The sequence below is a fragment of the Halomonas bluephagenesis genome, from assembly GCF_054790765.1.
This window is the reverse complement of record NZ_CP133631.1, coordinates 3125556-3144293: the sequence shown is the minus strand read 5'-3', so window position 1 is coordinate 3144293 and position 18738 is coordinate 3125556. Positions and strand designations below refer to the sequence as shown.

The window sequence follows — 18738 nt, the reverse complement described above, 5'->3', positions numbered from 1 at the left end:
ACAACCCAGGGTTGTGCACAACCCCTTTCACAAACTTGCAAAAGTGGACAAGTCAAGCACAAAATCGTCCAAAAACGATTGAAATGGGAATGATTTCAGCCAGTGATTACAATGACGGGAACGCAAAAACTGACAAATGAGTCGCCTCATTGCCTTTAGTTAAAATGCGTATTTTGAGAAATGTTTGCCGACAATAAATCTGCAAATAAATTTCGAGGAAGTAGGAGATGGCGTCCCATAGGGGGTTCGAACCCCTGTTACCGCCGTGAAAGGGCGGTGTCCTAGACCACTAGACGAATGGGACGTAATTAACCTAAAAAATACGGCCTTGAGGTACTATATTGAAAACTCGTATTGAAAATTGACAATCAGAATTTTCGATATTGGTGGAGCCTAGCGGGATCGAACCGCTGACCTCAACACTGCCAGTGTTGCGCTCTCCCAGCTGAGCTAAGGCCCCACATGTCTCGAAGACGGAGCGTATGTTACTGATTCCGCCCGCCTTCGTCAAGGCTTTCAAACACCGGAAACGCCAAATTCCGTGATTAATATGAAAGTGGCGCTTCCCAACACTGATCAAAGACACTAATCAAGCACACTTATCGAATCCACTTATTAAGGACATCTGTAGTGCGCTCACAGTGTCGCGGTCAAGACATCAGAGATCGCGAAACTCTTTCTCAAAGCGTTTTGCTTGCTTCTTGGAGACACCGCCTAGCACTTCAATGGCACTACGTAACCGTGCCCGCGTAACGTCGGAACCCAAGATCGCCATGGCATCCATCACTGAGGTACTCGACGTACTACCCGTAATGGCAATAAAGACCGGGGCTAGGAAGGCCTTCATTTTAATGTCAAAGTGTTCAGCAAGCACTTTAACCTCAGCTAAGAGCGCCTCTTTTGACCAAGCAGGTACGGCTTTAAAACGCCACACCAAGAACTGCAGCAGCTTAACCAGCTCTTCTTTCTCAAGCTTCACGCTATCAAAGTCATCTTCCGTCAGCGCAGGCAGCCCAGAGAAAAAGTGTCCCGCCAGCGGTATTACCTGGGAAAGCGTTTCAACACGAGGACGCACCTGAGGAAGTATTTGCTTCACATACTCCTCATTGAACGCCCACTCTCGAAGCGCCTGAAGTAGCGCATCGTCGTCTAAGTCTTCACGAATATAGACGCCGTTCAGCCAGGTCAGTTTTTCCAAATCAAACACTGGCCCGCCTAACGATACCCGCTGAATATCAAACTCAGCCATCATATCTGGCAGGCTAAACTTCTCCCGCTCGTCAGGCATCGACCAACCCATACGGCCCAAGTAGTTAGTGACCGCCTGAGGCAAGAACCCCATTCGACGGTAGTAGTTAATCGACGTCGGGTTTTTACGCTTGGAGAGCTTGGACTTATCGGGATTACGCAACAACGGCATATGGCAAAGCTGCGGCATTTCCCACCCGAAATACTCATACAGCAACTGATGCTTCGGCGCTGAGTTAATCCACTCTTCGCCACGCAGCACGTGGGTGATTTTCATCAGGTGATCATCAACCACGTTCGCCAGGTGATAAGTAGGCATGCCATCCGACTTCAGCAGAATTTGTGCATCTACTTGTGCCCACTCCACTTCGATTGTGCCGCGCAGCATATCGTTAACTACACAAACACCTGTACTTGGCACCTTCATGCGAACGACATAAGGCCAGCCTTCTTGCTCACGGCGGGCTTGTTCATCAGAGTCCAGCGCCAAGTCAACCGGTTTCAAGGCCAAGTGCATACCGGCCGCTTTGCGAGCTTCCCGCAATTCATCCAATTCTTCACTGGTGCGGTAACACTTAAAGGCATGCCCCGCATCTATAAGCTGCTGGGCGTACTGGGCGTAGATATCGCCACGCTCGCTTTGCCGATACGGGCCATGAGGGCCGCCCACATCAGGGCCTTCATCCCACTCCAGACCAAGCCAACGCAAAGAATCTAAAATCATCTGTTCTGATTCAGCAGTAGACCGAACCCGATCGGTGTCTTCAATGCGCAGAATGAACTGGCCACCATGCTGGCGCGCAAAACAGAGATTAAACAGCGCAATATAGGCAGTACCTACATGCGGATCACCCGTCGGAGAAGGCGCGATACGAGTACGAACGGTCATCAAGATGTCCTTTTGGCAATAGAGCGTCACGGCATTATACGCACCCTTAAGGCAACCAGCAGCACCTTGCAGGGAACGAGTTTGACTTAAAAGCGTCTGATCAAAGGCTGAAGGCTCACTGATAGGAAGATGCGCGTTAAAGCACAATCGCTTAGTATGGCGCAGCACCTAAGATTCGTGTTCATACTTGAGAACGCCTCGCGATTTTTGGTATGCACAGAGCGCCGCCGAATAGGGTGGAAGTACATTCAACGAGCCTGTTTGGCTCATCGATAGGAAAACGAAATGGAATCGCTAGGCTCACGTATAAAGCAACTGCGGCTTAGGGCCAAGCTCAACAAAGCTGCCCTCGCACGTAAAGTAGGCGTATCAGATGTCACCATTTCTTATTGGGAATCCGGTGCTATCAAACAAATCGGCCATGAACGCCTTGTTGCGCTCGCCGACGCCCTTGATTGCTCTTTGGCAACGCTACTAGAAGGTGACAGCGCACCTCCTCTGTTGACCCTGACGCATACTGGCCCCCTCCCCTGGGAACAGGTTCAGGCAACCACCATGACGGTGCCGCATCACCTGCCGCTAAAGATTGACTGGAAAGCACCCTGTGTAATGGCAACTCCCGGCCAAGAAACGGACTTCTCACCGGTGTCAGCAGGCGACTTAGTGCTATTGGGCCCTACCCATGTGTTTCACAAAACTGGCCATTACCTGATCCAGAGTGAACAAGGTTATGTTATTGAGCACTTTGCTAAAGCGCCCAGTGACACCACCATACATGCGGTACTACTAGCACACTGGTCTCCTGCCTAAAGCATCTTTATCTCCCCACGTCCTACATTTCTTCAACCACGTCCACCTGATCGCGCGTACGTCTTGGTTCACTGCCCACTAAGAAACTGCGCGAGTAGGTGGCAACCTGCCCTAGTCCATGGCGAGTCTGGCTAACCAGCTCGCCAGCTAGGTACTCCCCTTCATTGCCAATGCGCGCCTGTACCGCTCTTGGCTGCACAGAAGCTTCTGAAAGCTGAACGCTCACAATATACCTTCCATCAGGTAAACCACTACCAGAGCCAAAGGGGCCTGCATTAAACCGCCCTTGCGAGACACTGGTACGCTCTTGCCAGCGCACGCGGCTTATCTCACGCTCAATGGTTACCTGAATAAGAGCTTCGTCCGGCAGTTTGGTTTCGCCTTCTACCATTAAACGACGATCAGAGCGCAAAGAGGCCGTTGTCGAAATGGCCACGATGAGAGGATCGACCATCTCTTTTGGCTCGGCGCTTTCCTGAGGGCTAGGCGTTTCAACGACCGGTTCAGACGGCACAGAGGTCGGCTCCTCCTCCTGACCACCACAGCCAGCCAGTAGCAACATACTCGCGAACACTAAACTGATACCACCTAGCGTCTTATGCATAGAGACTCCTCAACAACGAAATATCAGCTTACCACTGCCTAGCCCTCATCACATTGAATTAGACCGCGAAATAAGCAAAGTGCTGCAGGGCTCATAAGACTTATACAAAAACTAAACGTTAATAGCACGGCAAACGAAAATACCCGGCAATTTCGTCGCGAATTTGCCTGAGGCCGTGGTCGATATCGACCTCACCCTGTACCTAGGTAAAAACCACAAGATCAACGCTACCCTGTTGCCTACTGGCTTCAACCGAAATAACCACCAGCATGGCACCTTGTGCGGCGGATACCCCTTGCGCTGTTCACTTAAAGTGTCAGACTATAGCCATGTACAACAAAGTAAAACACTCCAAAAGACACCATATTAAAGCCGCTATATTTCACACCTAGCGCTACGCTGGGGGGTAGATCATGACCGCATTCACTAACATCGGGCTTTACAGCCCCAAGCAAGCAGAGCGCCTGATTGGCGTAGAAGCGGATAAGATTCGCCGCTGGCTCATGCCTGCGCGGTCGACCAAGGGGCCACTCTGGGAACCCGAACCCCAAGCGTTAGGCGCAGAAGACACCCTCAGCTTTAAAGACTTGCTGGAACTCCGTGCCGTGGCTAAATTCCGTAGCCACAATGTGAGCTTATCGGTCATCCGTGAAGCATTGCATGCGCTCAGCGAGTTACTACAGCGGGATTACCCACTCATCAATCCCCAGCTGTGTACCGATGGCCAAAAGGTATTCCTGAAGGCACTGGAAGAAAACGGCGAAACAGCAGTGATTGACTTGGTTAAGCGCCAAAACGCATTTGAAGATGTGATAGTTCCCTCACTAAGGGCAGGCATCGAATTCAATGCGGAGGGAGATCCTGTGCGCTGGCATCCAGATCCCGAAGACCCGAGCATCGTGATCGACCCACGCTTTGCCTTCGGCAAGCCCATCGTGCTACCTAGCCACATGCCCACCAGCACACTGGCCCAAGCAGCCGAAGTAGAAGGCAGCGCAGAAGATGCAGCCCGTGCGTATGATGTGACGCAAGAGGAAGTAGAGCGTGCCGTAAAATTCGAAGAAAGGATTTTATCGGGTGCACTTCTTCATTGACGAAAATATCAGCCCTCACATTGCCAACGCACTTAACCATCTAGCAAAACTCTGCAGTGAGAATCACACCGTCATACATGCCCGAGACGTCAACGGCGGCCCTGGCATGACGGATGAAGCATGGCTAGAACAGCTCAAGCAATCCGACAAAAGCTGGGTGATTATCTCCAAAGATCGCTTCAAAAAAGGTGACCCGGAAAGGCTGGCCTTTGAGAACTGTGGAATTACCACGATCAACCTGGGTAACGACTGGAAAAGGGTCAAAGCGTGGGAAACCGCTGTGCGCCTAATCGAATGGTGGCCTACCATATCAAGAGAAGTCTTAGACACCCCAGGCTCAAGGCATTACGACCTGCCTTGCAAGAAGCCCGCTAAACTCAAAGGCCGTAAAAAAGGCGCTAATTAGCGACAAAACAGCTCTTCACTGCTTCTATCGTCAATGCATGGTCTGAACTATGCCCCAAACCCTCAAAGCGACCCCCTGTCTGGTCTCAATAGCTGTAATTCTGAATTCAACTAATAAGTGCAACACCTGCGGTTTCTAGTGCCTTTGAGCATCATCCTAAGAACACCTTGGCCAACTTGAGTTATCCATGCACTTGCTTTGTACTCAAACCCGCTTTTTGCGTACAATCGCTCGCCAACGACTCCCCCGCTGCTAAGCAATTACGACAGGCTTATACCGCATCAAATGATGCAAGTGATTGATATGACTAAAGCAAGCCCAGCAGACGCTGCTCGTCTATTTTCTGTGGCCCCCATGATGGATTGGACTACCCGCGATTATCGCGCGTTTGCACGCACGTTAACCAAACGAACATTGCTGTACACCGAGATGGTGACCACCGGTGCGATTTTGCATGGAACGCCCCGTGAGCGCTTCTTAGGTTATAGCGATGTAGAGCATCCGATTGCGTTGCAACTGGGTGGCAGCGATGCGGGAGAGCTGGCCGAGTGTGCAGCCATTGCCGAGGCGTGGGGTTACGACGAGGTCAATCTGAATGTCGGCTGCCCCAGCGACCGAGTGCAGAACAATATGATTGGCGCTTGTTTGATGGGCTACCCTGAAAAAGTGGCGACGGCGGTTAAGGCTATGCAAGCGGCAGTGTCAATTCCGGTCACGGTGAAGTGCCGTATCGGGATTGACGATCAGGATGAAGATGCTGACTTGGCGCGGTTTATTGAGATCGTGGCGAATGTAGGTTGCAACATCTTTACCGTTCACGCGCGCAAAGCGTGGCTGCAGGGTTTGTCGCCTAAGCAAAACCGGGATGTACCGCCCCTTAACTACCCCCGTGTGCATCGCCTGAAGCAAAGCCATCCAGAGCTGCATATTGGCATTAATGGGGGGATCAAAACCCTTGCCGAGTGCAAAGCCCAACTTGAGCACGTAGACAGCGTGATGGTGGGCCGCGAGGCATACCAAAACCCGTGGCTACTCGCCGGGGTGGATGAGCAGCTGTTTGGTGAAGCGGGGCCTGCACGCACGCGCCTGGAAGCGGCTAACGCATTTCGCCCTTATATTCAGCAGCGGCTGGATGAAGGGGCCAAGCTGAATCACATTACCCGCCATTTGCTGGGGTTATTTCAGGGCTGTCCCGGTGGCAGGCGTTTCCGTCGCCACCTGTCTGAACACGCGCACAAAGAGGATGCGGGCCTGCGGCTTTTCGATGAAGCGCTTAGCTTAGTTCGCGAACCCGAAACAGAGATCTAGGAAGCACTACAGCCCGCGTCCTAGTTGGACTGCGGGCTGCCGTTAGCTACAGTCGAAACTAGCCTAGCGGCTTGAGTGCGTTAGCCGCAAAAACGCACCGCTATGGATTGCGAACGCCCTGCTCAATCCGCTCGCCGACCTCTTGATCAATATTGCGCCAGTACTCAAAAGCACGTGCTAATACAGGCTCGGTAACGCCACCGGATAAGTGTCCTACCACATTCGACACTAAGCGATCACGCTGGGCATCATCCATGACTTCACGCACTAACGCATGGGCTTGGCTCCAGTCGTCATCGTCTTTTCTGAGCGTATAGGCCGCACGTACAAACTTTCCGTCTGTCGACCACACCGCATCTTCTGGGTAACGCTGAGCATCGGCTTTCGGCCCGCCTTTGCTATTGGGCGTATACACAGGATCGGTGGCGTGCCGAATACGCATCGCGCCACCTTGGCTATAGCTGTGCACGGGGCATTTTGGGGTATTCACTGGGATATGCTTGTAGTTCACACCCAAGCGGGCACGGTGAGCGTCAGCATAAGAGATAGAGCGTGCCAATAGCATTTTGTCCGGTGATAATCCGGTCCCCGGCACCATGTTATTAGGTTCAAACGCGGCTTGCTCAATTTCGCTATGAAAATCCGTGGGATTACGGTCGAGCGTCAGCTTACCAACTTCGATTAACGGGTAGTCTTTATGGGACCACACTTTGGTCAAGTCAAAAGGATTCACTCGGTAGGTCTTGGCATCATCAAACGGCATAATCTGCATGTTGAGCGTCCACGTAGGATAGTCGCCCCGCTTAATGGCCTCGAACAAGTCACGACGATGATAATCAGCATCACTGCCGGCCATCTGATCGGCCTGCTCTTGGGTCATGCATTTAATCTCTTGATCAGTTTTGAAGTGATACTTCACCCAAAACCGTTCTCCTTCAGCATTTACCCACATATAGGTGTGACTGGAGTAACCGTTCATGTGCCGCCACGTGGCTGGCACGCCTCGATCGCCCATCAACCATGCCACTTGGTGAGCTGACTCAGGTGCCAATGTCCAAAAATCCCACTGCATATCGTGGTCACGCAGGCCATTATCCGCTCGGCGTTTTTGCGAGTGAATAAAGTGTTGGAATTTCATCGGGTCGCGAACAAAAAACACGGGGGTATTGTTACCCACCATGTCGAAGTTGCCTTCTTCGGTATAAAACTTAATCGAGAAACCGCGGGGGTCGCGCCATGTGTCAGGGCTGCCGCTCTCCCCGGCGACGGTCGAAAAGCGAATCAGCACGTCGGTCTTAGTGCCCGGTTGTAGAAACTTGGCTTTGGTATAATGGCTAACATCGTGGGTTACTTCAAAATGCCCAAAGGCACCACTCCCCTTTGCATGAGGTTGTCGGTCAGGAATCATCTCACGGTTAAACGCCGCCATTTGCTCCATCAAATAGTGATCGTGCATAACAATGGGGCCATCAGGCCCTACTGATAGGGCATGCTCGTCGCTTGAAACCGGAATACCTGACTCATTCGTAGTGGGATGCTGGCTATCACTGCTCATAACACTTCCTCCTTGTCACATTCGACATGGCACGATCCGTACCACTGGAAAAAGGCCACCTTTAACAGGCTATATTAATCTAAGCTAAAGCGGCCACCCCACAGGTATAGCCAACTCACGTGCATCACGCCATCTGTGACTCGGTCTCTTTCGCTATTAAGCAAATAGTTTTTAGCTATAATTTTTTAATGAAAAGCCTTTAACAATAATTTTCAACAACGGCTTGTGAGCAGATGTTCAAAGGTCTCTTTGTAGAGCACCCTTAGTAACAGTGCTCATCACCGTACCAAGTACCAAGTACCAAGTACCAAGTACCAAAGCCGAGTATCAATACATCGCATCAGGCTGAGGCGTTAGGCTTGATTGAAAATTTTCAATCGCCGTCTCAGCTTCTTCAATCTCATCAAAACGGGCAATGTGATAAAGCGCTTCACCTTCGTTCGCTAGTGGCAGGCGGCTCATACCAATAACAATGCCGTCGGCCATAGAAAGCACTTCACCTTCATCATTGCCGAAGGGGTCTGCCACTTTACCGAGCACCTCGCCTTTTGCTACCCGGGCGCCCAGGCGCACCTTGGGGCGCAAGATGCCATCGATAGGTGCCCTCGCCCAGCTAGAGCCATTGGCAAGTTCTGCTGGCATCGGTGAGCGGCGGCGCTGTTCGCCCGCCAGCATGCCTAAGCGGCGCATCACGCGTAAAACGCCACGCACGCCGGGGGCAATTGCCCACTCATCAAAACGTAGCGCCTCACCGGCTTCATAGGTAAGCACCGGAATTCCGCGATTTTGGGCATAGTGGCGCAGGCTACCTTCGCGAAGCTCTGCATTGAGCACAACGGGAGCACCAAACGCATCAGCCATGCGCTCAGTTTCACTGCCAGGCTGCAACTGAGCACGAATTTGCGGAAGGTTGGTACGGTGAATAGCACCGGTATGCAAATCGATAATATGCGTGGCGTGATCGACAATTTCATCGCGGAATAGCGCCGCAATGCGCCCACCTAACGAGCCCTTTTCACTGCCCGGAAAACAGCGATTCAAATCGCGGCGGTCAGGTAAATAACGCGTTTGCTGCAAAAAACCGAAGACATTCACCACAGGCACAGCAATTAACGTGCCACGCAAGCTATTGATTGCTTTGGAACGCAGCAGGCGACGAACAATCTCTACCCCATTAATTTCATCGCCGTGAATCCCACCGCACACCAGCATAACCGGGCCATCTTTACGCCCATGCACAACTTCAACCGGAATATGCAGCTGCGTATGGGTATATAGGCGTGCCACAGGCACATCAATTTGTAAGCGTTGGCCTGGCATTACAGTGTGCCCTGCCAGGGTAAAAGGTGCTCGCGCCATGCTGAAATTCCTATAGCGTGCGTAATGACGGTTTCGTTTCGAAACGGCGTTTCTAAATAAATCTTATACGCTTTTTACCGACAAATAACGAATTTGTTAACCCACGTTATGAGCTAAAGCAATTAACCATACAGTTTTGAATGTAAAAAGTGGTGCACATAAGATAAAATGGACTTATCACGTGTCGATTACTGAGGTTACGTTTTTATATGGCAAGAAAAACCAAAGCGGAGGCTGCTGCAACTCGCGAAGCGCTGTTGGATGCGGCCGAAGAGGTGTTTTTCGCAAAAGGCGTAGCTCGCACATCGCTGGAGCAAATTGCTCGTCATGCTGACCTAACGCGCGGTGCTGTATATTGGCATTTTAAAAATAAAGGCGATCTTTTTATGGCGCTGGTGGAGCGTGTGCGTATGCCCTTCCAGTCGTTGATGGAAGAGGTCAACAATGCTGACCCAACCGTCTCGCCCCTGGTAGCCATACAGCTTGCATGCCATGCCGGACTCAATCGCCTAGAGCAGCCTTCACATCAACGCATTTTATCGATTTTGCTGCATCGCTGTGAATTCTTTAGCGATATCAATCCGATTCAGATGCAAGATGAGATCGCAGACGAGTGTTTCGATGAAATGCTGTTGGTATTTCAATTGGCCAAGCAGCAGCAGTTGCTACGCGATGATCTAACCCCCGAAGTGGCAACGCGGCTTATGCAGGCGGCGCTGGGTGGCTTATTTCACGATTGGTTGCGAAATCCAGAATCTTTTTCACTGCGCGAACGCGGCGGTGAACTCATCGATAGCTTGATCACCATGATGAAGCGCTAACCATCTCGCTGCATTGCAGCAATACACCTATACTGAGCGGATTGTCAGCATAGGATTATTTTATGGATGCATTGGAATTTGTTCGTATCCGCGAACTTGATATCGCTGTGCGCATTTGGAATCCCGACGCACCCCGCACGCTAGTTGCATGGCATGGCCTTGCTCGCCACGGCGGTGATTTCGAAGCGTTGGCCCACCAGTTGGGCAGCGAATGGCGTATTCTTGCGCCAGATACGCCCGGGCGCGGCCTTTCAAGTTGGTCACTGTTTCCTGCCCACGACTATCTCTACAGCCACTACATGACCGTGGCGATAGGCGTGCTAGATCATTTTCAATTAAAACAGGTCGACTGGCTGGGCACCTCCATGGGTGGGCTATTGGGCATGCTACTCGCTGCCGATAAAACGCATCGACATCGGATTTCTAGGCTTATCCTGAACGATGTTGGGCCTGAACTGAATAAAGATGGCCTAATCGCGCTCTCCGGTTACTTCAGCCTAACCCACCGTTTTACGAACTTTGCAGACCTACAAAAAGAGCTGACACAGCACTACGCAAGCTTTGGGATTACCAATGATGCTGAATGGCGAGCGCTGGCATTGGGAAGCGCACGGCGACTACCTGATGGTAGCTGGACCTATCACTTCGACCCCCGTATTGGTGAGCAATTCATCCATGACACACCGCGAGACACATGGGCAGATTGGGCGAACATCCATTGCCCTGTGATGGTGATTCGAGGTGCCGAATCAGCGCTACTGGATGCCGAAACGCTGCCACGTATGAAAGAGGTGCAACCCGGCTTAGTTACTTTCACAGCCCCAGGCTGTGGCCATGCTCCTATGCTCAATCATTCCGAACAAGTAACACCCCTTCGTCAGTTTCTCGACACGCCACTAAGCGCTTTCCCCCACAGCAACCCAACAAGCGCCTCCTCTACTTCGCACCCTATTGGCCAGTGGTTCATTAAGCAGTGGCGGCGCCTATTTGGCTAGACAATACGTTGGCTAAACAACATTCGCTAGGTGGAATAGCCGTTCGAATGATGCTTGCGATGCAAGCGAAGCTTATTCACGCGAACACGCGTATCAAGATATTGCTGCTCAATCACACTGCGGTACGCGCCTTCGTCGGCTAGATACTTCACTAGCACTCGGCGCTCGCCAGCTTGCGGGCAATCCCCCGCTTTGCAGTGCAATTTGACTGCGCTGCTTGGTTCATTTGCCAACTGAGCAGATGCGTATTCATCATTCTGGCGTTCTGAAACAACGACGGTAGCGCCCAATAAACAGCGACGTTTGAACGGCTGATAGCGATGAAGCGCGCGTTGTAATGAATGGCACACGGCTGCCGCAACTGGCGACGCAACCGCAAATGAGATCCACAGCACGAGCACGCCGACAGGCACCCGAAGCATACCCAGCGATAACCAGCGGAGGGCTAATAACTCGATGGCCAACGAAATAGCACCCGCAAAAAGTACCAAAAAGCTTAACGCAAGCGTGGCAGGCACGCCCGCAAAGCCTAAAGACACAAGTGTGCTGGCCATGTGGTCGTCGCGCAGGCTATCACGTTCAAACAGCTCCAGCGGCGCAAGCCTGATTAAAACCAGTAGCCAATAGAGCGCTATCAATGCCAACAAGAAGGTAAAGACAACCGTTGGAAACTGCAGTGCAGCGGAAACAAGTGATTGCATCATGGCGTGTTCTCCTCCAGACAAAGCCTGGTGATGTTTTCGCTTGACGTTATATTTATTAGCACAAGCTAAAAACAGGGTCTCTTTTAGCGTAGACCACCTTACGCGTTTATGCGTTTAGCTACCTTGACTCCCATCACTTATCGCCCAAAAGCTCTGCCCCGGGGCTTGTACGGAAACTGCCTCAACTCACCGCGCAAAGGCGGCGAGCTGAGACAACCAATTAACTAAGCAAGATTAGCCACAATTAGCGCCGCCCCCGCAACTTATCCCTTAGTTCCTGAAACCGGCTTTTCACTTCATCAAGGGTATGGTTTTCGCCCAACAAACTACGAACAGCCTGAAGCTGATGCTCAAACAACCCATGATGGTGGAGATCATTTGGGGTTTCCTCCCGGCCAAGCGGCAGAATATTCTCAAAGTAGGTTCCCCCCAGAATACGCCGTAAAACACCTTCACCCATAAATGCTTCGTCACTATTAAGAGTACGAGTTGCCCGTAACAAGCGACGCACATCGTATTGACCGGGATAGATATCCGGCACCTGTTTCTTGAGCCCGAGCAAGCTATAGGCACCAATACGGGCAGTTCTTACCGAGCTTTCCAGGGTGAACACAACGTCGTTATGGGTTTCTACAAACTGCCCCATGCAGGCAAGGTTGGTGCAACCTTCAGGCACTACGCTGGGGCGATCCCCCTTGGCTCTTGGCATGAATTGAGCGGTGATATAAGGCATTAGCGCGATACGCGTTTTGGTGGCAGCCAGTATAGCGTCGAGCTGATCAATCAAGCCAAGGTGATAACACATCTCGGTCAGCACTTCTTTCCCAGTGCACTCAGGCATTGGCTTTTTGACATAATCGCCGGGCTTGTCCATCAACAATGCGTATGTCCATAGCACAATCACATCATCGGGCTGGTCGGGGAAGTGTGGCTGGCGATTACAGGTAAAGCTCATTAACCAGGAAGAGTCTGTAAAGGTGATAATCCCGCCTGTAGCCGTGAACCCTGAATAAGGGTCATTAACCGACAGTTCTTTAAGTTTATCCATCAGAGGCGAAGGCTTACAGGTAAGCGTTACTGACTCCCAGGTAGAGCGTGGAACGTCCCCGCAGAACTTTTCTGGCTTCCCGAAGATATCGGATTTTTCTGCGAGATTCTTCCACAGTTGCCAGCCTGATCCCTCGCCAGCCTGCACGTTGTCTTTCAACTGTGGAACGGTGTCATCATCGCCATAAGCAGTATCTTCGGTCATCGAACCAGTGGTGACAAACACCAAGTCGCGGGGGCCGACTGGGATAGTTTTACCGCCGTTACTGCCATGGCACTGAATCGTGGTGACGGTTCTCCTGCCGCCTTCCAGAGTCTCCATGTCTAGATTTTCGACAACCGTGTCGTACTCAACCTTCACCCCCTGATCCTTCAGCCAACTCATCAGTGGCCGGACAAAACTGTCGAACTGGTTGTACTTCGGAAACACCAGCGACGTCATATCGTTAAGCCCATCCATCAAGTGCAGAAAGCGATGCATGTACAGTTTCATTTCAAGTGCTGAATGCCAGTTCTGGAAGGCAAACATAGTGCGCCAGAAGGTATAGAAATTAGTTTCCAGGAATCCCTCACTGAACCACTGCTCTACGCTGACATCATCCAAATCCTCTTTGCGCGCTAGCAGTAGCTTGACGACTTCCAACTGCTGGCGTTTGGAGAGGTTCATGGTGGAGAAGTCTTTGATCTGACCCTGCTTTTCCAACAGGCGCGCTTTTGACCAGTTTTTGTCGGCGTCATTAACGATGCGATACTCATCCAGCACAGTAAATGGTGGCGGCAACTCCAGAGCCGGTATTTCCGAGAAGACGTCCCAGAAATTCTGGTAGGTCATCTCCATTTCACGGCCTCCACGCACGATATAGCCTTCTTCCGCGTTGCCAGCACCATCCAGCGAGCCACCTTCTATGCTCTGCTCCTCTAGGAAGGTGATATTGCCAGCCGGCATGTGGCCGTCACGAATCAGGAAGAAGGCAGCAGACAACCCTGCAATGCCGCCGCCAACGATCCAGGCATGACGCCCCTCAATACCGTCGGTTGGAAGCGGGCGATTGTTGGTGTAGCTGCCATGTAGATCGGCGGGTGGAAATGGCGTGTCGACACCGTTGTGTAAGTGTCTTGATGAGGCGTCTGGCGCAATATCGAGAGGCTGCTTCTCTAGTGCATCAATATGGGCTTTCAGCTTTGAAACAGATGCTGTTGAGGCGTTAGATTTACTCATTGATAGATATCCTTTTCTGGGTAGCCACTATCAATTAAGTGTAGTTTAAAAAACTCACTAAACGCTTAAAACCATAAATAATTAACACAGAAATCCATCTAAGCAGCAGTATTTATTACAAATACCGGAAACAACAGAGATAACGCATTCAAAAAAACGGGCACCCTGAAAACAGGGTGCCCGCTAGCAAGCCGCTAAACAGCGTTACGGTTGGTCGTGACCTAGCGCTGCCTGCTCGTTGTTACCATCCCGGTCAGGGTGGCGTTTGCGATAGAGCCAATCGGAGACCGTGGCAATCATTGCGTAGAAGCTTGGAATAAACAGGCTTCCTAGCACGGCAACAGATGCCATACCGACCGCAACGGTGGTACCTATGTGGTGACTGCTCACATCACTTGCGCCAGAGGCCAGTGCCAACGGCAAGGTGCCGAAGATAAAGGCCAGCGAGGTCATGACGATGGGACGGAAGCGAAGCTCTGCAGCAGTAATCGCTGCTTCACGAATCGACTTGCCCTGCTCTTTGCGCTGCATCTCAGCAAACTCGACAATTAATATCGCGTTCTTAGCAGCCAAGCCAACGACCACCAGCATCCCAATCTGGACATAAACACTGGTGTCCAGGCCGCGCAGCACAATGCCACCAATCCCCCCTAAGAAGGCGAACGGCGTGGCGGTTAGTACTGCGAGAGGAAGCGACCAACTTTCATACTGCGCCGCCAGGATCAAGAACACCATCAAGATACCAAACACGATAGCAAGCGTGGCGGTATTACCAAGGTTAGACTCTTGGTACGCCGTACCTGTCCAGCCCATGCCCCAGTTTCTACCTAGCGTTTCCTGAACCACTTCCTCCATGGCTTCAATAGCCTGTGCAGAGCTGTAACCTGGCGCTGGGTTGCCTTGGAACTGAGCGCCCGCATAAACACCGAAACGGGAGACCACCGATGGGCCAGTTTGGCGTTCAAGCGTTACAAACTCGGAAAGCGGAATACGCTCGCCATTGCCACCGCGCACATAAACACTACTGACATCATCCGGTGTTTTACGGAATTCATCTTCATTCTGTAAATAGACCTGGAAGTTGCGGTTTTGGTAGCTAAAGAAGTTAACAAAACCATTACCAAAGGTATTGGCTAGCGCTGAGTTGATATTTTCAAGAGCAACGCCATAGCTGAGTGCTTTTTGCTGGTCTATATCCGCACGGTAAGAAGGTACGTTGACATTAAATGTCGTGAATACGCGACTCAGAGCCGGATGCTGGTTAGCTGCCTGCATAATTTGCAATGACGCTTGATAAAGCTCACGCGTGGAAGCACCCTCAAAAGATTGCAAGTAGCCAGTGAAGCCACCCGTTGTCGAGAGTCCCATTATTGGCGGCACGTTAAACGCCATCGCCGAACCACCATCAATGCTCGCGCCCAGCTGCATGATACGGCCTACCAATTCATTCGCGGTTAGATCTCGCTCAGCCCAGGTTTTCATGTTGATAAACATGATGCCACGCGCCGTATTAACCGCGCTCGACAGAATGTCATAACCTGCGACCGCAGAGGAGTACTCAACGCCAGGAATAGCTTCTATCTGTGAACTGAGCTCGGCCATGTAAGCTTGCGTTCGGCTAAGTGACGCGGCATCTGGCAAGGAAACGCTGACCAGCACGATACCTTGGTCAGTTTCCGGCACTAGCGTGGAAGGCGTATTCGCATAGAGCCAGTAAGAACCAGCCCCCACCGCCACAGTTAGCGCGAGCGCTAACACCCAGAAGCGCACCAACTTTTTCACGAACCACATATAAACGGCGGTAAAGCCAGCGAAGAAGCGGTCAAACAGACGCAGCGGCGTGGTAATCGCACGCCGAAACGCGGACTGTTTCGTTTTATGCAGGTTATGCTTAATAAAGATAGCCGACAGCGCGGGGGTGAATGTCAGTGCCATCAACGCTGACAGCGCCACCGATATCGCCACGGTAATCGCAAACTGCTGATAAATTTGCCCGGTAAAACCACCCAAAAATGCTACCGGCACAAATACCGCCGCCATAATAAGCGACGTGGCAATAACTGGGCCACCGACCTCTTTCATCGCGCGAATAGTCGCATCACGCACCGAAATATCGTCTTCTTCGCTCAGTACCCGCTCGACGTTCTCGACCACCAGAATCGCATCGTCCACTACTATCCCTATCGATAGCACCAGGGCGAAAAGCGTTAGCAGGTTGATTGAGAAGCCAAACAAGTAAAAGCCCGCAAAGGTGCCGATAACCGACACCGGCACGACCGACATAGCAATGACCGTAAAGCGCCAGTTCTGCAAGAAGATAAACAGAATAACGATAACGATCAGGAACGCTTCGATGAAGGTCTTTAGTACCGTTTCTACGGATGCATCAATAAACAGAGTGGTGTCATAAGGCGTTACATACTCAAGCCCTGGCGGGAAACGCCCCGAAAGCTCTTCCATGGTGGTGCGTACCGCATCTGCAGTTTCCAGCGCGTTTGCACCAGGTTGCTGGTTAATAATAATTGGCGTCATGGTGGCGCCGTTTAAGCGAGCATCCACGCCATAGAACGAAGCGCCCAACTCAATACGCGCCACATCCTCTAGCCGCAGCGAAGAGCCGTCCGGGTTGGTGCGCAGGAAGATATTGCGGAAATCATCAGTGCCCGACAAACGCCCGCCGGCGGTAATCGTATAGGTATAGGCGCGCGGTTCGCTTTGTGGCGTTGCCGCTAAGTTACCCGCAGGAATCTCGGTGTTCTGCGCACGAATAGCACTGGCCACTTCACTGGGCGTAAGGTTGTACTGAGCCAGCTTATCGGGATCCATCCACACCCGCATAGCAAACTCACCACCACCCAACACTTCGGCATTACCTACGCCTGGTACTTGGCGTAGCTCATCCAAGATATTAAGCGTGGCGTAGTTCTGCATGTATATCTTGTTGTAGTCACCGCTAGGTGACGTCAAGGCAACAAGCATCAAAATAGAGTCAGAGCGTAATTCGACTTTCACCCCTTGAGACTGAACTGCCTCGGGTAGCTGTGAAAGTGCGCCCTGCACTCGGTTGTTCACGTTGATGGTATTGATATCACCATCCGTGCCGATATTGAACGCCACGCTCAGGCTCATGGTGCCGTTATCAGCACTGTTTGAGGTCATGTACAGCATGTCCTCAACACCATTGATGGCCTCAGCAAGCGGTGCGGCTACAGTCTGCGCAACTGTTTCAGCATCAGCCCCTGGGAACTGAGCCTGTACCGACACCGTGGGAGGTACAACGCTGGGATACTGCTCAATCGGCAGTATTCGCATCGCCATCGTACCTACCAGCGTCAAGATAATCGCCAAAACGGTGGCGAAAATCGGTCGGCTGATGAAGAAGTTGGAAAAGTTCATTATTGCGCGCCCTCTTCCCCTTCAGCGGGCTGTGCGTCAGCCGCCCCCTCCTGCATTGCCTCAGCCTCCTGGGCTTCTTGCTGGGCGTCTTCCTGCTCAGCTTCTTCGACGATAGCGGCAGCGTTACCTTCAAACGGCTGGGGGTCAATTACCCTGCCTGGCTCCAGGCCAGCGGGGTCGCCTACGATGACGCGCTCACCAGCGGTAAGGCCATCACGAATGATTTGCCATGGACCAGCCACTTCACCGAGCTGAACCGTGCGCTCGCGGGCTTTGTTTTCATCATCAACAATAAAGACCTGTGGCCCCATTAACCCCTGAGTAACGGCAATTTCTGGTACGGCCAGCACATCGAAACGCTTCAAGCCTTCAATCCGCACCCGTACAAACTGACCAGGCAATACAGCGCCATCGGGGTTTGCGAACGTTGCTGACGCTTGTACCGTGCTGGTGCCGGTATCAACACGAGAACCAAGGAAGTCCAGGCGGCCTTCAAGGTCAGTGCTGTCGCTGCCACTTTGTCCTGGCACGCTCAAACGCGCGGTGATATCTGATGCGCTACCGCTCTCACCCAGTTGACGACGCAGCTCAAAGGCATCGCGCTGAGGTAGTTGAAAACGTACTTCAAGGGGATCAAGCGGCGTGATAGTGGCCAGCTCAGTTCCTGGCGTTACCAAATTACCAACGTTTATCTGGCTTAAGCTGATCATGCCAGACACGGGTGCCGTAACGTTTGAGTACCCTAAATCAATATTAGCGCTGGTTAACGCCGCATCTGCTTGAGCAACGCTGGCTTGGGCAACCCGCTGATCAGCCAGTGCTTGGTCATACTGTTGACGGCTCACCGAGTTTTGGCTCAACAACTGCTCAAAACGCTGCGCATCGCGCTGGGCACGAGCAAGTTCAGCGCGCGCACTTTGCAAGTCGGCTTCACGCTGATTAACCGTTGCTTGGTAGAGATCTGGCTCAATGGTATAGAGCCGATCACCCTGCTCTACCAACTGTCCTGGCTCAAAATGGCGCTCTTCAAGAAACCCATTTACCCGCGCCACAAGCGTGACCTCACTGTCGCTGCGCAGCAGTGATGGGTAAGATTTATCCAGCGGGATATCCTGGCGGGCTATTTCGGCTACTTCTACAGCATGAGGCGGAGCTTCCTGCTGCCCGGCCTGCTGTTCCTGAGGCTGCTCCTGGCCGCATGCGGCTAGCGCCAATGCAGCTATCAGCGTCACTAGACTCGCTCGACCTGAGTGAATCGTCTTCTTCATACGTCGGTTTCCCAT

At 52.0% G+C, this 18738-nt stretch carries 14 protein-coding genes and 2 tRNA genes; 6 read left to right on the top strand and 10 right to left on the bottom strand.

Annotated elements, in window-relative coordinates:
* Positions 1-228 precede the first annotated feature (228 nt).
* The 3 genes from REH51_RS14250 to gltX all read right to left on the bottom strand — a co-directional run bounded on the left by REH51_RS14250 (position 229) and on the right by gltX (position 2137).
* A tRNA-Glu gene (locus tag REH51_RS14250) sits at positions 229-304 on the bottom strand.
* An 80-nt stretch (positions 305-384) separates the two neighbouring features.
* Positions 385-460, bottom strand: a tRNA-Ala gene (locus REH51_RS14245).
* Between the two features lie 198 nt (positions 461-658).
* Positions 659-2137, bottom strand: a complete 1479-nt coding sequence (gene gltX / locus REH51_RS14240) for a glutamate--tRNA ligase (RefSeq protein WP_498936128.1) — start codon at positions 2135-2137, stop codon at positions 659-661.
* Between the two features lie 285 nt (positions 2138-2422).
* Here gltX and REH51_RS14235 point away from each other — a divergent pair, with 285 nt between their 5' ends.
* Positions 2423-2947: a helix-turn-helix domain-containing protein gene (locus tag REH51_RS14235; protein WP_009722506.1), complete on the top strand. Its 525-nt coding sequence runs from the start codon at positions 2423-2425 to the stop codon at positions 2945-2947.
* A 22-nt stretch (positions 2948-2969) separates the two neighbouring features.
* Here REH51_RS14235 and REH51_RS14230 read toward each other — a convergent pair whose 3' ends face one another.
* A complete protein-coding gene (locus REH51_RS14230) occupies positions 2970-3551 on the bottom strand; it encodes a hypothetical protein (protein WP_498936126.1) in 582 nt (193 codons plus the stop codon).
* Between the two features lie 413 nt (positions 3552-3964).
* On the opposite strand from REH51_RS14230, the gene REH51_RS14225 reads away from it, so the two are divergent.
* The 3 genes from REH51_RS14225 (at position 3965) to dusA (ending at position 6359) form a co-directional block, all read left to right on the top strand.
* Positions 3965-4645 carry a MerR family transcriptional regulator gene (locus REH51_RS14225; RefSeq protein ID WP_009722504.1) on the top strand — a complete coding sequence of 227 codons (681 nt, stop codon included), beginning with the start codon at positions 3965-3967 and terminating at the stop codon, positions 4643-4645.
* A complete protein-coding gene (locus REH51_RS14220) occupies positions 4629-5051 on the top strand; it encodes a PIN-like domain-containing protein (RefSeq protein WP_009722503.1) in 423 nt (140 codons plus the stop codon). Before REH51_RS14225 ends, REH51_RS14220 begins: the two co-directional genes overlap by 17 nt.
* A 303-nt stretch (positions 5052-5354) precedes the next feature.
* Positions 5355-6359: a tRNA dihydrouridine(20/20a) synthase DusA gene (dusA, locus tag REH51_RS14215; RefSeq protein ID WP_039868747.1), complete on the top strand. Its 1005-nt coding sequence runs from the start codon at positions 5355-5357 to the stop codon at positions 6357-6359.
* 100 nt (positions 6360-6459) lie between these two features.
* On the opposite strand, the gene REH51_RS14210 is transcribed toward dusA, so the two are convergent.
* Positions 6460-7914 (bottom strand): catalase, encoded by a 1455-nt coding sequence (locus REH51_RS14210; protein WP_009722501.1) that lies wholly within the window; start codon positions 7912-7914, stop codon positions 6460-6462.
* A gap of 327 nt (positions 7915-8241) precedes the next feature.
* Complete coding sequence (locus REH51_RS14205) at positions 8242-9273, bottom strand: succinylglutamate desuccinylase/aspartoacylase family protein (RefSeq protein WP_009722500.1); 1032 nt, start codon at positions 9271-9273, stop codon at positions 8242-8244.
* Positions 9274-9482: 209 nt separating this feature from the next.
* On the opposite strand from REH51_RS14205, the gene REH51_RS14200 reads away from it, so the two are divergent.
* A complete protein-coding gene (locus REH51_RS14200) occupies positions 9483-10094 on the top strand; it encodes a TetR family transcriptional regulator (protein ID WP_009722499.1) in 612 nt (203 codons plus the stop codon).
* Positions 10095-10156: 62 nt separating this feature from the next.
* A complete protein-coding gene (locus REH51_RS14195; protein WP_009722498.1) occupies positions 10157-11089 on the top strand; it encodes an alpha/beta fold hydrolase in 933 nt (310 codons plus the stop codon).
* A gap of 26 nt (positions 11090-11115) precedes the next feature.
* Here the strand turns inward: REH51_RS14195 and REH51_RS14190 are convergent, their stop codons facing one another.
* The 4 genes from REH51_RS14190 to REH51_RS14175 all read right to left on the bottom strand — a co-directional run bounded on the left by REH51_RS14190 (position 11116) and on the right by REH51_RS14175 (position 18723).
* Entirely contained in the window at positions 11116-11790 is a 675-nt protein-coding gene (locus tag REH51_RS14190) for a hypothetical protein (protein ID WP_039868746.1), read from the bottom strand.
* A 247-nt stretch (positions 11791-12037) separates the two neighbouring features.
* Positions 12038-14059 (bottom strand): oleate hydratase, encoded by a 2022-nt coding sequence (locus tag REH51_RS14185; protein ID WP_009722496.1) that lies wholly within the window; start codon positions 14057-14059, stop codon positions 12038-12040.
* Between the two features lie 204 nt (positions 14060-14263).
* Positions 14264-17455: an efflux RND transporter permease subunit gene (locus tag REH51_RS14180; protein WP_009722495.1), complete on the bottom strand. Its 3192-nt coding sequence runs from the start codon at positions 17453-17455 to the stop codon at positions 14264-14266.
* Complete coding sequence (locus REH51_RS14175) at positions 17455-18723, bottom strand: efflux RND transporter periplasmic adaptor subunit (protein ID WP_009722494.1); 1269 nt, start codon at positions 18721-18723, stop codon at positions 17455-17457. The genes REH51_RS14180 and REH51_RS14175 overlap by 1 nt, the downstream gene beginning before the upstream one ends.
* Positions 18724-18738: the final 15 nt, after the last annotated feature.

Bases quoted from the DNA above. Each gene is read 5' to 3' on its own strand.
- gltX (WP_498936128.1), bottom strand. From the start codon at position 2,137: ATGACCGTTCGTACTCGTATCGCGCCTTCTCCGACGGGTGATCCGCAT.
- REH51_RS14235 (WP_009722506.1), top strand. From the start codon at position 2,423: ATGGAATCGCTAGGCTCACGTATAAAGCAACTGCGGCTTAGGGCCAAG.
- REH51_RS14230 (WP_498936126.1), bottom strand. From the start codon at position 3,551: ATGCATAAGACGCTAGGTGGTATCAGTTTAGTGTTCGCGAGTATGTTG.
- REH51_RS14225 (WP_009722504.1), top strand. From the start codon at position 3,965: ATGACCGCATTCACTAACATCGGGCTTTACAGCCCCAAGCAAGCAGAG.
- dusA (WP_039868747.1), top strand. From the start codon at position 5,355: ATGACTAAAGCAAGCCCAGCAGACGCTGCTCGTCTATTTTCTGTGGCC.
- REH51_RS14210 (WP_009722501.1), bottom strand. From the start codon at position 7,914: ATGAGCAGTGATAGCCAGCATCCCACTACGAATGAGTCAGGTATTCCG.
- REH51_RS14205 (WP_009722500.1), bottom strand. From the start codon at position 9,273: ATGGCGCGAGCACCTTTTACCCTGGCAGGGCACACTGTAATGCCAGGC.
- REH51_RS14200 (WP_009722499.1), top strand. From the start codon at position 9,483: ATGGCAAGAAAAACCAAAGCGGAGGCTGCTGCAACTCGCGAAGCGCTG.
- REH51_RS14195 (WP_009722498.1), top strand. From the start codon at position 10,157: ATGGATGCATTGGAATTTGTTCGTATCCGCGAACTTGATATCGCTGTG.
- REH51_RS14190 (WP_039868746.1), bottom strand. From the start codon at position 11,790: ATGCAATCACTTGTTTCCGCTGCACTGCAGTTTCCAACGGTTGTCTTT.
- REH51_RS14185 (WP_009722496.1), bottom strand. From the start codon at position 14,059: ATGAGTAAATCTAACGCCTCAACAGCATCTGTTTCAAAGCTGAAAGCC.
- REH51_RS14180 (WP_009722495.1), bottom strand. From the start codon at position 17,455: ATGAACTTTTCCAACTTCTTCATCAGCCGACCGATTTTCGCCACCGTT.
- REH51_RS14175 (WP_009722494.1), bottom strand. From the start codon at position 18,723: ATGAAGAAGACGATTCACTCAGGTCGAGCGAGTCTAGTGACGCTGATA.